The sequence below is a fragment of the Paenibacillus alvei DSM 29 genome, assembly GCF_000293805.1.
Classification (GTDB): Bacteria; Bacillota; Bacilli; order Paenibacillales; family Paenibacillaceae; genus Paenibacillus_B; species Paenibacillus_B alvei.
In genome coordinates, this window is record NZ_AMBZ01000003.1 from 374,371 (window position 1) to 389,013 (window position 14,643).

The following is a 14,643-nucleotide window of genomic DNA, read 5'->3' on the forward strand; positions in this document are numbered from 1 at the left end:
GAGCTACATGTATACACAGTGACAGCGGACAGGCAAGCGCCGGATTTAACAACCGGCCAGCACAAGCAGCGCTTGCCTGCTTACGGTGACAGGGGGCAGGGAGATGGAGAAGACAAGCAAGATACTCCTGGAAATGAAGGATATCTCAATACAATTTCCCGGTGTACAAGCACTGAACAGGGTTCAATTCACGACAGAAACAGGGACTGCACATGCGCTGATCGGTGCTAATGGAGCAGGGAAGTCAACCTTGATGAAGGCATTGTCGGGTGCTTACAGCCACTATACCGGCGAAATTCGGATGGATGGCGAGCTGGTGACGATTCGTTCGCCTCGCCATGCGAAGGATCTTGGCATTCAGATTGTATACCAGGAAGTTGATACAGCGCTTGTCCCCTATCTGACGGTAGGAGAGAACATTATGCTGGATGAGATGGTTCACGCGATGGGATCGAAGCATTGGATGCGTTGGAATGCTATACATTCCGCAGCTGCTCAAATTTTGCGGAGGATGAACGTTCAGGTACCTACCAAGAAGCTGATAAGTGAATTAACGCTGGCAGAAAAGCAAATGGTGCTCATTGCGCGGTCGATTTCGAAAAAATGCCGTTTTCTAATTTTGGACGAGCCGACGGCACCTCTGAGCCACGCAGAGACTGCGGAGCTGTTTCGCATCGTGCGCAATTTGAAGGCGGAAAATGTGGGGGTTATTTTTATCTCTCACCGCTTGCCGGAGTTGTTCGAAATTTGTGACGATATCACCATTATGAGGGACGGAAAGCTTGTTACGAAGATGCGGATTTCGGATACAAGTCCAAACGAAACCGTTGAGCTCATGCTGGGCAAAAAAGCTGGATGAGCAGTTTCCTGAACGGATCAGTTCCATTGGCGATATGCAGTTTGAGGTTCGCAATCTGTCAGATGCCTGTAAAATTGCAAATATTAATATGCACGTGTGCAAAGGCGAAATCGTGGGTATTGCCGGATTGGTTGGAGCGGGCAAGACGGAATTGTGCAAGGCCATGTTCGGGGCGTCGGACATTCGAGCAGGGCAGACCCTCCTTCATGAACGTGTGCTGAAAGTTCGCAATTCCTATGATGCGGTAAAGGCTGGTCTGGCACTTGTGCCGGAAGAGCGGCGCAAGGAAGGAATATTAATATTTGAGTCGGTCGTAAATAATCTCACCGCTGTGAATCTATCGAAGTTTTGCAGGTGGGGGTCTTTTCTGCAATTCCGCAAAGAGAGAGAAGAAGCTGAAAGATTGATCGGGGAACTGGACATAAAGACTCCTAACGAGCAGACAAAGGTGCAACATTTATCTGGGGGCAATCAGCAGAAGGTGGCGATCGGCAAGTGGCTATTGGCTGATGCGGAAGTGTACATATTCGATGAGCCTACGAAGGGTGTGGACGTTGGGGCAAAGAAGGACATCTTCGAACTCATTTCGAGGCTGGCAGAACAAGGGAAGAGTGTAATCTACGCCTCCTGTGAATTGTCGGAAATCGTGGGGATTACGGATCGTGTGTACGTATTGTACGACGGGCATATCGTGAAGGAGCTGCACACGAACGATACGAATGAAGAAGAATTATTGTTCTATTCAACAGGAGGGAAATAGGCATGAGTATAATTCGTCGTAGTCAAGCTCCAAGTAGAGCGCCCAAATCGTTTGACTTTTTCGATTTCCTATATAAATACGGTACGATTATTACCATTCTGCTATTAATTGCGGTTTTTGGTTCGCTGTCAGACAGTTTTTTGTTGCCGTCCAATATTATTAATATTTTGCGCTCGATTTCTATCGTTACGATTATTTCGATCGGGATTACGATTTCGTTAGCAGTTGGCGGCTTCGATCTATCGGTCGGTTCCGTCGCTTCGCTTGCGAATGCGATAGTCATTTCTATGTTTGTCTGGCATTCACAAAACTCCTTAGTCGCCATTCTGGCAGCAATTGCAGTGTGTCTGGTTGCAGGTGTGGTGAACTCTTTTATGATTGTGAAGGTCAAAATTCCCGACATGCTCATGACACTTGCGACAATGTTCATTATTCAAGGGTTAGCGCTTACGTATACAAGAGGCGCTACTGTCTCGCAAAACATGGTCATGCCAGACGGGTCATTTGCAACCGGTAAAATAAGCGCGCTATTTTCTAAGATTGGACAAGTTCCTTGGATTATTATCATCATGCTCATCGTTGTGATAATTGTTCATGTGTTCCTGAATTATACGAAGCACGGCAGATATATGTACGTTATTGGCGGGAATATGGAGGCTGCCAAGCTGTCCGGTATTGCGGTTAATAAATATCGGGTGATAGCTTATTTGATGTCTGCCGGTTTTGCAGCTATCGGCGGCATCATTCTTGCTTCTCGTGTCATGACAGCAGAAGTTAATGCAGGGGCTCCATATTTGATGGATGCTGTTGCGGCTGCCTTCATCGGCTTTTCCGTAGCGGGAGCAGGGAAGCCGAATGCATTTGGTACGTTTGTTGGAGCGATTCTCATTGGTATCCTGCAGAATGGTCTAGTCATGATGTCTGTTCCTTACTACGCGATGGACATTGTGAAGGGAACGGTTCTTGCATTCGCGTTGGCTTTAACGTATTACAAGAAAAAATGACGCTTCAGGAGGGAAAGGAATATGAAATATTCGACGTACTTTACAATGAAAGAAGCAGATGTAATCGACTATACGTTAACGAAGCTGAATGTATTTCCTGAACATGCGAACTTAACCTGCACGGAGATTGGCGACGGCAACTTGAACTATGTGTTCCGGCTCGTAGATGAGGAGTCGCAGCGCTCTATTATTATTAAGCAAGCAGGTCCTGTTGCTCGTATATCTGATGAATTCAAGGTATCTCCTGACCGCAATCGAATCGAAAGCGAGATATTGAAGATTCACAACGAGCTGGCACCAGGGCTCGTTCCTGAGGTATATCACTATGACCCGATTATGAATTGCTGTGTGATGGAGGATTTGTCCGATCATGTGATTATGCGTACGGCATTATTAGACCGGCAGCAATTCCCGCTGTTTGTCGACCATATCACGACATTTATGGCGAACACACTGCTGCTTACTTCTGATGTGGTTATGAATCATAAGGAGAAGAAGGAGCGGGTTAAGGCTTTCATTAATCCCGACTTATGCGAGATTACGGAAGACCTAGTTTATACGGAACCGTTTTATGATTGTGCGCGGAACGATGTTTATGAACCGATTCGCGCATTTGCGTCTGAGCATCTATGGTCAGATAAAGCGCTGTTGCTGGAAACTGCGAAAATGAAGTATGAATTCATGACGCATGCACAGTCTCTCATCCATGGTGATTTACATACAGGTTCAATCTTCGTCAAGCAGGATTCGACGAAAGTAATCGATCCTGAGTTTGCTTTCTATGGGCCGGCAGGCTATGACGTAGGGAACGTTGTGGCGAATCTTATTTTTGCCTATGTGAATGCTGAGTGTACGATGGAATCAGGTGATTTGAAGGAGAAGCACAAGGAATGGCTCGCTGATACCATTCAGGAGATCGTTGACCGGTTCCAGTTCAAATTTTTGGCACTGTGGTCCACCTCTGTTCGAGATAAGACGGCTGCGTATCCAGGCTTCGATCGCTACTATCTCGATTCGATAATGCAGGATGCAGCGGGTGTCGCAGGCTTGGAATTGTGCCGGCGAACGCTTGGTATCGCTCATGTAAAGGACATTGCAGCAATCGCAGATGCTGCTGCAAGAGAACGTGCTGAACGGATGTGTCTCATGATGGGCAAGCGACTGATTATGGAGCGTTCTGATATGATAAAGGGCAGTGATTATTTCCGTATTATCAGTTCAAGCAGTGAAATGTACAGCCGCTAGAAGAAGGGGAGGGTGGAAGGATGAGTCAAGTTAACAGCAGCAATACAGTCAGCACTATGTCATCGGTTCGATTAGAGGATGAGAAGGATACGCTGGTTATTCTGGATCAGACACGTCTTCCGAACGAGACCGTATATCTCGAGCTTCAGAAGCTAGAAGATATATGGGACGCTATTTATCACCTCAAGGTGCGCGGTGCGCCTGCAATTGGCATTGCAGCGGCATTTGGAGTGTATCTGGCTGTGAAGGGTTCCCCTGCCGATACGTATGAGGCATTTGCCGCAGAATTTAACAAGGCGAAGCAGTACTTGGGTTCGTCGCGCCCGACGGCAGTGAATTTATTCTGGGCTTTGGATCGTATGAAAGCGAGGCTGGAGCGTGAACAAGGACACTCCGTTGCAGCGATTAAGGAAGCATTAAGGAAGGAAGCAGAGGCGATTCGAGCCGAAGACGAGCAAGTATGCGAGAGCATCGGGCGCCATGCGCTGTCACTGCTGCAGCCGAATTGGGGGATCTTGACGCATTGTAATGCGGGCGCTATCGCGACAGCGAAGTATGGAACTGCGCTTGCTCCTATTCATCTAGGGCAAGAGCAAGGCTATCAATTCAAGGTATATGCGGATGAGACACGGCCACTGCTGCAGGGCGCTCGATTGACAGCTTGGGAGTTAAAGGAAGCCGGCGTCGATGTGACCTTAATTTGCGATAACATGGCATCCATTGTCATGAAGGAAGGCAAAATACAAGCCGTGCTGGTTGGTTGCGACCGTGTGGCGGCGAACGGTGATGCAGCAAATAAAATTGGCACCTCAGGAGTTGCTATCCTTGCCAAGCATTATGGTATTCCGTTCTATGTATGCGCGCCGCTGTCTACGATAGATTTAGAATGCAAAACCGGGGATGACATCCGTATTGAGCTGCGGCCGGATAGTGAAGTGACAAGCAAGTGGTATGAACAGCCGATGGCTCCAGAAGGTGTGAGTGTGTACAACCCGAGCTTTGACGTCACGGATCACACGCTAATTACGGCAATCGTGACGCAGCATGGGATTGCGTATCCCCCATTTGCAGAATCGCTGCCTGACATGTTCCGCAAGGAATCTATTGCAAAGCAGGGGTAGATTGATTAATGGAAGAAATGCGATACGATCATTATCTATAAATAAGAGAAATCCCCCAATAGCAACTTCTAGATAGAGATGCGACGAGTTGCTGTTGGGGGATTATTTTGATGTCTGTAATTCGATTATTCGCATTCGTAAAGCGAAATTCCCTTCGTGTTGGCTGCTTCTCGCCAAGTATCGTCCAATCGTTGATCGGTCACAATCGTATGAATCCAATCCAAAGGGCAGATGCTTGCAAATGAGGTTCGATCGAATTTGGTATAGTCAGCCGCTAAATATACCTTGTTCGCTCGTTCTGCAGCAATGCGTCGTACTTCAGCCTGCTGCTCGTTTGAATCCGTCAGCCCATGCTGAAGACTAATGGAACGGCAAGAAAGAAATGCCATGTCGAAGAAATAGCTCTTCATATTCAATTCTGCATTTCTGCCTAAGGCCGACATGGAGCCGGAAGATATTCCTCCGCCAATAATGACTAAATGCACACTAGGTTTATCCAACAATTCATTGATGATTTTGATTGAATTGGTGACGACAGTCAGACGTTGATCCTGAATCTGTTGTGCAAGGTATAGCGAGGTCGTGGAAGCGTCTAAAAAAATAGAGTCCCCGTTTGAAATGAACTGTACGCATTGCTCCGCTATGCGCTTCTTCCCATCGACATGAATATGCTCGCGCAATTGAATATTTATATCGTTTTGCACACCGTCTGGAATATATGCACCTCCGTAAGTGCGGGTGAGTATCCCTTCTTCCTCCAGCTGCTTCAGATCTCTTCGAATCGTTTCCTCTGTAACTTGAAAGAGTAAAGTGAGTTCTGCGACGGTTACGCTTTTCTTTTCCATAATCATGTCTTTAATTTTGTTTTTCTGGTTATTGGCAACATGTTGTGCAATCTCTCCGCTTTTTAATCGATTTTATCTTATTATATCATATCCCGATCGGGAATTACGATTTTATGAACTGTAATAAAACAATATAAAGCAACATAATACATTGACAAAACATGTGTAAAGTACGAAAATTTAAGTAGGTCGTGCTGAGGACTGAGATCGTCCAACACCTCTTCATAATATGGACACGAGCCTGATAACAGGAGGTACGAGTGAATATGACACAACTCAACTCAGACATGGATGTAAAAGCTTTCATTTGTGAAATCGGCAGAAGGATGTATGCAAGGAGCTATGTTGCGGCCAACGACGGAAATATTTCAATAAAGTCCGATGAGAATACGATTTGGACAACGCCGACGGGAGTCAGTAAAGGCTATATGACACCCGATATGCTGGTACAAATGGATATGAAGGGGAACGTGCTTGCAGGTACATATAAGCCTTCTTCCGAGGTTCGAATGCATTTGCGAGTATACGCGGAAAATCCTGAAGTGAGGGCGGTTGTCCATGCTCATCCGCCTGCGGCAACCGCATTTGCGATTGCTGGTATAGATCTTGATCAAGCGATTTCGCCTGAGGCAATCGTGAACTTAGGCAAAGTGGCGGTTGCTCCATATGCAACACCGGGAACACAAGAGGTTCCGGATTCGATTGCGCCATATTGCAAGGATTATCATGCAGTTCTGCTAGCCAACCATGGCGCGCTGACATGGGGGCGTGATATGACGGAGGCTTATTTCCGAATGGAGTCATTGGAGCATTATGCACTGATGTACATGTATGCGAGCAGACTGATTGGCCATGCGAACGAATTGTCGCGTGATCAGGTATCCGAACTGTTGTCGATTCGTAATCGAATGGGAGTAAAGGGGGGCGGATTTCCCTCATTTAGAGGAGAAAGGGAAGACACAAAACTTTTTGATCAATTGGTTGAAAAGGTGGCAGCACGCGTAGCTGCGCAATTGCAATTAGAGTCATAACCTGACTGCAGCGAAATGGTCATAAATACATAGCAACAGCCCCAAGCACGAAGCGAGCCTAATTGCTCCGATGTTTGGGGCTGATTTGTGTTTTTACTTGTTTTTGAAGATTTTTTTGATTTTGTTGATTTCGTAGATTTGGATTTTTTTGGGGATGAGGACTTGCTAGAGCCGCCTTTTTTGGATGAAGATGAAGAACTGCCATGATGATAATGGTATTCCCCATTCTTTAGTCCCCATTTGGCGCAATTGGTTTTGCAAGTATGGCCGCCCTTAGCGTCAGTACGTCCAGGATGGCCTGATGCAACAGAAGTCAATGAGGTCAAAGTAATGATGCAGGCTGTGCTTACGGCTATCATTTTGCTCCATCTCGAAGTTGTCATTGTTATATGCTCCTCTCTCTTCGAATAGGTATCATGGATCATCGTTATTATAGTTCCTCTATTTCCAAAGCACTAGGAAAAATTTATTGAATTTTGGACAAGATCATGGAATATCGTGTTTTTGCCATTATGCAATTCACGATTGCTATGAGATAATAATAGATATAAGCGTCTGCAGGAAACGATTCTGCACCGGATAACGTTAGAATGATGAAGGAGAATGACGATCATGGCGGGCATAGATGAAAGATTAATGAAGCAGATTGAATTTGTGAAGGAAATTGATAAATTGAAGAATGTGTTTCGCCGTTCTTATTTGCTTGATGGAAGCCGCCATGAAAATGATGCAGAGCATACCTGGCATTTGACCGCAATGGCGATACTGCTGCACGAATATACAAGTGAACGAAACTTGAATCTGCTCCGCGTACTCAAAATGTTGATAATCCATGACGTGGTCGAAATTGATGCGGGTGATACTTTTGCGTATGATGCAGAGGGGAATGCAAGCAAGTACGAACGTGAGTCGAAGGCGGCCAAGCGTTTATTTGGCATTCTACCGGAAGATCAGAAGCTTGAGCTTACTCAATTATGGACGGAATATGAGCAGCGTCAAACACAGGAGGCTCAATTTGCTGCCGCGTTGGATCGACTTCAGCCTTTGCTGCATAACTATTTGACAGAAGGAAAGTCGTGGAAGGAGCATAAGGTGACGAGCGATAAGGTGTTGGCGCGGATTCAAGCGATTCGCGATGGAGCCCCTGAACTGGGCAAGCTGGCAGAACAACTCATTCGAAGCGCAGTGGAAAAAGGCTATCTTGCCCCATAAATAAGCAAGTGAAACGATGTAAGGGAAGGACAATATAGTCCTTCCCTCGTTTTTATAGTTATACATCAAGCACCCAACGATTGCGGGTTTCACTGGCGCCCTCCAGCGCCCATCCATTATGCTCATAGTACGCATTGAAGCTAGATCGAGCGGGACAAGCAGCTTCTATTGGATGGGGGGGAGCGTATCCAGCATTTGTCGCAGCAAATGCTGGCCTCTATACGTTTCAGCTACTGCAAATTGATATAGTGAAATACGTTCGCTCCCTTTTCGCGGGTAGAATTGCAGGGCGCCTGCTATACAAAGACCGCTGACTGCGACGAGCAACTGTTTACGTCTTATGGCAGCAGCGACTCCATCAGGACAGTACAGCTCCCCGCTCGCCATGCCATCGTGGCGCAGATCTATTGTATTGGAGAAAAAGCGTATAATTGCGGGAGTCTCTTCCCATTTCGCCAATCGGATTTGCATGAAGATCCATCCTAACTAACTCTTCCCTATTTTCCTACTAGAACGAACACATTATGATCGGGAGCCTCCATCACGGCCACATGGCCAGATTCGGTAGGGAACGGTTCGCGAATCCAATGAATATCTGATCTTTCTTTGAGCTTAGCATAGGTATCATATACATCGTCAACCAGCAGCTCAATATCGATCTCCTTCAACTCTTTGTTGTTCTACAGGACGAGCTCTGAACTGTGCTCTTCAGGAAAAGACATCCCGACAATTGTCCATGTACCGCCATCTGGCAAAGGACGTTCAATGATCCAGCTTTTCTTTAATCCAATCGCAGTGTAAAAATCAACAGATTGTTCGACATTTGCCGTATATAATGCGGCACACTCCATTTTTCTAATCATATAAAATCCTCCTTGTAATGGAAACTGTCTATACGGTAACATCTAACCATGACAAAAGATGTCATAGTTTATAGCTTATTCTTTATTACAGGTAGGAGGCGTTCCGACATGAATAAATCCCAGCGAATGATTGAATTAATGATGCTTGTAAATAAGAAACAGCAATTCACGGCTCGGGAGCTAGCTGAAGAATGCGGTGTGTCTGTTCGAACGATATTGCGAGATTTGCGTCATTTAGAGGAATTAGGCGTTCCATTATATACAGAGTACGGGCGAAATGGCGGATTTCGCTTGCTGAAGGAAAAGCTGCTTCCGCCGCTTTCATTTCTGGAGGAAGAGGCATTTGCAATCTTTTTTGCAGTTCAATTGCTGCAGGAGTATAAGACGATACCGTTTGGTAAAGAGGCTATGCAGGCATTGTCGAAATTTTATCAAGTACTTCCTGCTGCGACTCAAAAGCAAATTGATGCCATGCAGCGCTGTGTGCGATTCTGGGTTCCCCCTCGTGAACAGGATATCCCTCATTTGCAGCATTTGCTTCATGCTTCACTGGACAAAAGAACACTTCAAATCAGGTATGCTTCTACTCGGAGAGTTGAAATGCGAGAAATTGTCCCAATCGGATTGTATGCCCACAACGGCTATTGGTATTGCCCAGCTTATTGTATGAAGAGAAGAGGATACCGATTGTTCCGAGCGGATTGCATGCTTGAAGTAGCAGAAGTGGAGCGTATACATACCGATGTGCCGATCAATCTATTGACCTTGGAGGAGTGGTTCGAACCTCCACAACATAAAGACGGCTCCGTTCATGTTCCTTTGCGTGTTGAGTTGACCAAGCTTGGCGTACGGAAATGTCAAGCCGATCCATGGCTGGATAAAGCGATGACGGTGCGTGAAGAAGGAACTGGATTCATTCATATGGACATAGCAGGTTCCGAAATCAGTTATTTAGCAGATATTTTATTCGGTATGGGAACGGATGCCTATGTCCTTGAACCGATGGAGATCGTAAATATTATTCATCAGAAGGCAGAGCAGGTAGTTGCGCACTATCGAGGGAACAAAAGCTAAATATTGTATCTCTATGACCAGTCTATTAGGGGGATAAACAGGGGAGAAACCCCGTCTTTGGGCATATTGAAATTGTATCATCCCAATATATACTAAACAGAGAAGTAATCGATTTGGATTAGTAAAAATAGGAAGATCGTATTAGAATAGAGTTCCGACATGAATTGACATTATTAACCATATGATGCTAAGGTTATAATATCGCTTCATGATTGTAAAAGAGGTGTCGCGCTTATGATCCTTACCGTCTCCTTTGGCAGACAGAGCCGTGATTGGTTCGACATCGATGTAGCGGATGATTGCACAGGGGTGCAGCTCAAGGCCATTCTCGGGTTGAAGCTATTCGGTGAACCGCCTAAAAATCATATGCAATATATATTGGAGGTCAAGCAACCTGAAGGGCTGTGGATTACTGTTTCTGAACAGGTGCGATTGCTGGAGGCGGGTGTCCGTGAAGGCGCGTATATCCGTGTGCAGCGAGCATTTTCCACGACGAATGAGGCAATCCCATCGTATGGAAGTCGTTCCTTGTTCCAACTCGATGAAATGGATGATCAAGCAGAATCGTGAGAAGAGGAACGAGACGAGGAGTTGTTCGATGTGAATGTAATGTATCAGAGATCGCCTCGAATCAAGCCGGAATTGCCTGAGGAGAAGCTTGAAATATTGCGTCCTCCTGCAGAACCGTCGAGACCGACGTTCTCTATAGTTACCATCATTATTCCGATTGTAATGACATTGGTCAGCATCGGTTTTTACATATATATGTCTATGTCAGGCAAGATGGGCAGCAGCAATTATATGATGTTTCAAATGATAACCATCTCTATGATGCTTATGTCCTATACGTTGCCTTTCTTTCTATATCTAAGCAACAAAAAGGCCTACCAACGCAAAAAGGAAGAACGAAGTCGGATGTACATGGCTCAACTAGAGAAGCACCGACTCGAACTTGAAGCGAAGCAGGAAGAACAACGAGCGGCTATGCAAGCGATTCATGGTGATCCGGATGTGTGCTACCAAATTGTGAAAAATCGTAATAGTAGCCTGTGGGAGCGCGGGCCGACCGACGATGATTTTATGGAAGTCCGCATTGGCACCGGAGAAGTGCCTTTTTATATGCCCATACTTACCCCTAGAATAGATGGATATGAGAAGGATCCGCTCATTGATGCAGCTCACAAGCTTGAACAAGACTTTCGTACTGTCGAAGCGGCTCCCATTACTTTGCCGTTGTATGATTCCAAGGTAATAGGTATTGTCGGCGATAAGGCTGCGGTAATGGATGCGGTGCGTATTGTGATTGCCCAGCTAACGACTAAGCATTCACCTGATGAAGTGAAACTCGCTGCCCTCTATGATGAACGCGATGCGGATGACTGGAGCTGGCTAAGATGGCTGCCGCATACATGGAATGATGAGCGGACTGTCCGCTACTTGGCGGATCGGCGAAGCATGGTGCATCAACTGGCAGATCAACTCTACGGTATTTTGAATCGTCGCAAGAGCTTCCAGACAAGTGGAAAGAAGAAAAAGGCGCTTCCGATCTATGTTGTGCTGCTGCCCGACAGTTTACTGATAGAGGAAGAGCCGTTATACCCAATTCTATTGGAAGAAGCAGGCCGTGTGGATAGCTGCACCATTGTAATGTCCGATCGCAAGGAACGGCTTCCAATGCAATGCCGGCTAATTGTAGAGGTGGGCGCTGGAGCAGGAGTGTCAACGCAAAAAACGGATCAGGAAGGAATTATACAGCAATCTTTTCATATGGATCATTTGTCAGATGACAAAATTGACACGCTGGCTCGTTATATGGCGCCAATCCGGTTGAAGCGCTCGGCTGCCACGGATTTACCTCCTGTTTTAACCTTGTTCGATATGTTTGGGGTTGAACAAGCTGAGCAGTTGGAACTGGCGAATCATTGGAATCAGAATCGATATCCAGATACGCTGCCTGTACCTGTCGGTGTTCGTGCCGGCGGGAAGCTTGTTTCCTTAAATCTGCATGACAAGATTGAACGGAAGGGCCATGGTCCGCACGGTCTAATCGCAGGAACGACAGGCTCGGGCAAAAGTGAAGTTATTCAGTCATTGATTGCTTCTCTTGCTGCTAACTACCACCCTCATGATGTTGTATTCCTACTGATTGATTATAAGGGCGGTGGGATGTCTAATATATTTGGGAAGCTTCCGCATGTTGTGGGTACCATTACGAATTTGGACGATAACCTGATTGAACGTGCGAAGGTGTCGTTGCGTGCTGAGCTCATACGTAGACAGCGCGTATTGAATGATGCTGGAAATATGCAGCATATCGATGAATACTACAAGTCGTCACTACGGCATCAAAAGCCGCTGCCGCATTTAATGATTATTATCGATGAATTCGCTCAGCTTAAGAAAGATCAGCCTGAATTCATGGATGAGCTTATCAGTATTGCGGCAATAGGCCGCACGCTAGGAGTTCATTTGTTACTCGCTACCCAGAAGCCGGCGGGTGTGGTAGATGAGAAAATATGGAGTAATACACGATTCCGCATCTGCTTGCGTGTGCAAAGTGAAGGTGACAGCCGGGATATGTTGAAAATTCCTAACGCTGCTTGGATTACACATCCTGGGCGCGGCTACTTCCAGGTTGGAAGTGATGAAGTATTCGAAGAACTGCAATTTGCTTGGAGTGGAGCTCCTTATTTAGTCAAGCCCAAAGAAGGGCGTCCGCTGCGCATTGAAGTGAGCGAGGTTCGCCTTAACGGGAAGAGAGAGCCGCTCCTTCATAGTGATACCTTATCATCCGCTTATGAAGAAGAGGAGCCGAAGAAGCAGCTTCAAGCATTCATTGAGCTGGCTGTGGAGGCGGCAGATCGAGAGGGAATTGCTAGGCTTCAGGGTCCTTGGCTCGCACCTCTGCCTCATGAACTGGAGTTAAGCGAATTGTACAAACAACCGGGGGCGTTAGATGTTGTTGGCGATGGAACACAGGGATTACAGCCTGTCGTCGGCCTATTGGATGATGTAATGAACCAGCGGCAGGAACCGCTTGGCATTGACTTGGATCATGAGCATTGGGCTGTATACGGCATGCCGGGAACTGGGAAGACGACCTTCGTTCAGACACTCCTCATGTCTCTTGCCCGACAATACGATCCAGAGACTTGGCACGGTTATGTTGTGGACACGGGGCGAATGATGAATGATTATGCAGCCCTTCCTCATATCGGGGCAGTCATTGCGGGTGACGATGAAGATCGAATAAAGAGACTGTTCCGTTATTTGCAAGCGATGGTCACGGAACGAATGGAATTGCTGTCTCAAGCTGGTATGAAGACGATTGCTTCGTATCGGCAGGTGACGAAGAAGGCTGTGCCGAATATTGTTATAGTCATTGACGGTTACTCAAACTTCCGTACCTCCTATCCGGATGAAAATGAGCGCCTTGAATATCTCCTTCGAGAAGGAGGAAGTTTGGCTATTACTTTTGTAATTACAGCCAACCGTGTAACCGACATTTTTGACAAGTATAGAAGCAATATTTCGAATGCTGTATCGTACGAATTGGCTGATCCGAGCGATTATTATTTTGCTGTCGGAAGGCCGACTAGAGCTTTAGGAGGGCTTCAGGCCGGACGTGGCCTTGTAAAGTGGAAGGGAGCGCCTGTTGAGTTCCAAACGGCATACCCTGCTGAAGGACAGAGCGATGTGGATCGGGTACAGGAGCTGCGTTCACAAATACGGATGTTGGATAAAGCATGGCAAGGGACTGCTGCTCCACTGATACGAAGCCTTCCAGAGAGAATTCGACTAAGTGATCTGTTGAAGCTGAACGAAGAGAACCTGGAAGACAGCAGCGCGGAGCTTCTCCAAGCAGAGCGGTGGCATCCTGTTCCGGTCGGTGTTCGTACCGATGATTTGGAACCGTATTTAATTAACTTGAAGGAAGGCCCGCACTTCATCGTGGCTAGTCCTATGGAATGTGGCAAAACGACGTTCTTAATCAGTTGGATGTTGTCCTTAGCTTATTACATGTCTCCTGAACAGCTGCATATCTATGCAATCGATGTACGATATGGGGATAATGGAATTGCTTCCTTGAAAGATCTGCCTCATGTAAGAGAAATCGTAACAGAGGAAGAGCGAATTCCTGGATTTGTCCAACATGTATATAGTGAAGTGACGACTCGGAGCAAGGACGGTGGCTATCCGTTAATACTGCTAGTAATGGATGATGCGGATATGCTGTGCAAGCAGCTGACCGACTACACGGTGAAGGATCAACTGTCTGCTATCGTCCGTCAAGGAAGGGACAGAGGGGTACATATGGTGTTAGCTGGCGTACCATCTGATTTTCCGACATTCGGCGTTGATTGGTTCAATGATGTTCGGGCTTCGCAAGCCGGTTTTTATTTGGATCGATTGATGCGAATGATCTGTCTTTTTCCGTATTCCGATCTCGGAGTCCCAAACTTCGAGCTTAAATGGGTCTAAAGTTCTCCCTCCAGGGCAAGGTTATTTTGTAAAGCGGAAATTTGTGAAAATAAAGACGGTTGTACCGTACGATGAAAAATGGACTCCGGCCGCATGGACAACACAGATAAGCAGGCGTTGGAAAGTGCGGGTCTGATGGGGGGTGGA

General features: G+C 46.4%; 12 protein-coding genes and 3 pseudogenes. 10 read left to right on the forward strand and 5 right to left on the reverse strand.

The window, feature by feature from the left end:
• Positions 1-103 precede the first annotated feature (103 nt).
• From PAV_RS37235 to mtnA, 5 genes are read left to right on the forward strand one after another with little or no spacing between them, the layout of a single operon-like run.
• Positions 104-859 carry an ATP-binding cassette domain-containing protein gene (locus PAV_RS37235; protein WP_005546483.1) on the forward strand — a complete coding sequence of 252 codons (756 nt, stop codon included), beginning with the start codon at positions 104-106 and terminating at the stop codon, positions 857-859.
• Positions 783-1,619, forward strand: coding sequence for an ATP-binding cassette domain-containing protein (locus PAV_RS37240; protein WP_338010900.1), 837 nt, complete (start codon positions 783-785; stop codon positions 1,617-1,619). The genes PAV_RS37235 and PAV_RS37240 overlap by 77 nt, the downstream gene beginning before the upstream one ends.
• Before the next feature lie 2 nt (positions 1,620-1,621).
• Entirely contained in the window at positions 1,622-2,623 is a 1,002-nt protein-coding gene (locus PAV_RS12085) for an ABC transporter permease (RefSeq protein WP_005546487.1), read from the forward strand.
• A 21-nt stretch (positions 2,624-2,644) separates the two neighbouring features.
• Positions 2,645-3,868, forward strand: a complete 1,224-nt coding sequence (gene mtnK / locus PAV_RS12090) for an S-methyl-5-thioribose kinase (RefSeq protein WP_005546489.1) — start codon at positions 2,645-2,647, stop codon at positions 3,866-3,868.
• A gap of 20 nt (positions 3,869-3,888) precedes the next feature.
• Positions 3,889-4,989 carry an S-methyl-5-thioribose-1-phosphate isomerase gene (gene mtnA, locus PAV_RS12095; protein ID WP_005546492.1) on the forward strand — a complete coding sequence of 367 codons (1,101 nt, stop codon included), beginning with the start codon at positions 3,889-3,891 and terminating at the stop codon, positions 4,987-4,989.
• 125 nt (positions 4,990-5,114) lie between these two features.
• Here mtnA and PAV_RS12100 read toward each other — a convergent pair whose 3' ends face one another.
• Positions 5,115-5,834, reverse strand: a complete 720-nt coding sequence (locus PAV_RS12100; RefSeq protein ID WP_238555811.1) for a DeoR/GlpR family DNA-binding transcription regulator — start codon at positions 5,832-5,834, stop codon at positions 5,115-5,117.
• A 266-nt stretch (positions 5,835-6,100) separates the two neighbouring features.
• Between PAV_RS12100 and PAV_RS12105 the strand changes: the two genes are divergently transcribed.
• The gene (locus PAV_RS12105; RefSeq protein ID WP_005546495.1) at positions 6,101-6,865 is read left to right on the forward strand and encodes a class II aldolase/adducin family protein; all 765 of its coding nucleotides are present in this window, start codon (positions 6,101-6,103) and stop codon (positions 6,863-6,865) included.
• A gap of 58 nt (positions 6,866-6,923) precedes the next feature.
• Here PAV_RS12105 and PAV_RS37585 read toward each other — a convergent pair whose 3' ends face one another.
• Both PAV_RS37585 and PAV_RS37590 read right to left on the reverse strand, forming a co-directional pair.
• Positions 6,924-7,091, reverse strand: coding sequence for a hypothetical protein (locus tag PAV_RS37585; RefSeq protein ID WP_420798662.1), 168 nt, complete (start codon positions 7,089-7,091; stop codon positions 6,924-6,926).
• A 13-nt stretch (positions 7,092-7,104) separates the two neighbouring features.
• Positions 7,105-7,290, reverse strand: a pseudogene (locus PAV_RS37590) (hypothetical protein); the annotation flags it as partial.
• Positions 7,291-7,477: 187 nt separating this feature from the next.
• Here PAV_RS37590 and PAV_RS12110 point away from each other — a divergent pair.
• Entirely contained in the window at positions 7,478-8,077 is a 600-nt protein-coding gene (locus tag PAV_RS12110; protein ID WP_005546499.1) for an HD domain-containing protein, read from the forward strand.
• A 165-nt stretch (positions 8,078-8,242) separates the two neighbouring features.
• Here the strand turns inward: PAV_RS12110 and PAV_RS12115 are convergent, their stop codons facing one another.
• Together PAV_RS12115 and PAV_RS34625 are read right to left on the reverse strand one after the other, a co-directional pair.
• A complete protein-coding gene (locus PAV_RS12115) occupies positions 8,243-8,548 on the reverse strand; it encodes a GNAT family N-acetyltransferase (protein WP_005546501.1) in 306 nt (101 codons plus the stop codon).
• A 26-nt stretch (positions 8,549-8,574) separates the two neighbouring features.
• Positions 8,575-8,940: pseudogene (locus tag PAV_RS34625) on the reverse strand (VOC family protein).
• A gap of 108 nt (positions 8,941-9,048) precedes the next feature.
• Here PAV_RS34625 and PAV_RS12125 point away from each other — a divergent pair.
• The 3 genes and pseudogenes from PAV_RS12125 (at position 9,049) to essC (ending at position 14,632) form a co-directional block, all read left to right on the forward strand.
• Positions 9,049-10,014 carry a helix-turn-helix transcriptional regulator gene (locus PAV_RS12125; RefSeq protein ID WP_005546504.1) on the forward strand — a complete coding sequence of 322 codons (966 nt, stop codon included), beginning with the start codon at positions 9,049-9,051 and terminating at the stop codon, positions 10,012-10,014.
• A 234-nt stretch (positions 10,015-10,248) separates the two neighbouring features.
• Positions 10,249-10,584 carry a hypothetical protein gene (locus PAV_RS12130; protein WP_005546505.1) on the forward strand — a complete coding sequence of 112 codons (336 nt, stop codon included), beginning with the start codon at positions 10,249-10,251 and terminating at the stop codon, positions 10,582-10,584.
• Positions 10,585-10,614: 30 nt separating this feature from the next.
• A pseudogene (gene essC / locus PAV_RS12135) lies at positions 10,615-14,632 on the forward strand (type VII secretion protein EssC).
• Positions 14,633-14,643: the final 11 nt, after the last annotated feature.